The 571-nt window shown below is 47.5% G+C and carries 1 protein-coding gene; it reads right to left on the bottom strand.

The features are described from left to right. Positions 1–472 (bottom strand): ATP-binding protein (locus A3761_RS08830; RefSeq protein ID WP_197472993.1); only part of this gene is annotated, 472 nt, incomplete at its 3' end. Between the last annotated feature and the right edge of the window lie 99 nt (positions 473–571).

Below are 571 nucleotides of genomic sequence, written 5' to 3'. Positions count from 1 at the left end.
ACCTGTTCGCAATGCGTCCCGCTTTACCTTCGAGTTTTTCTTGTTCAAGTTGATTCACAAGTTCAATGGTCGATAAGAAGCGCACTCGTAGTCGGTGGTGTTGGATGGCTTGTACGCCTATTGCCGTTGCTAAGTGAGTTTTACCCGTGCCAGGGCCTCCTATAAGTACGATGTTGTGGCTGCCTTCGATGAACTCACAGCGATGAAGCGCTTTGACAAGCGTTTCATCTACACTGCTTTGATTGAAGTCAAAGCCAGCTAGGTCACGGTAGGCTGGGAACCTTGCATGCTTCATCTGATAAGCGATTGATCGCACTTCTCGATCTGTTACTTCAGCTTTGATCAAGGCTTCAAGAATGGGCTGTGCTTGAAGGTAAGATGGCCCAGCTTGCTGTGATAGCTCCATAACACTGTTGGCCATACCGTGTAGTTTGAGTTGTTTGAAGGTGTGGATCATGGTTTCAATGTGCATAAGGATGACCTCTTAGTTGATCGTAGCGTTGTGTGTTGGCAATAGGCTCTTCGTTTAGAATGAGAGAGGGTGGTGTAGCAAAGGCTCAGGTGTTTCCTG

It is taken from the genome of Oleiphilus sp. HI0123, from assembly GCF_001635315.1.
This window is presented reverse-complemented; position numbering and strand designations above follow the sequence as displayed.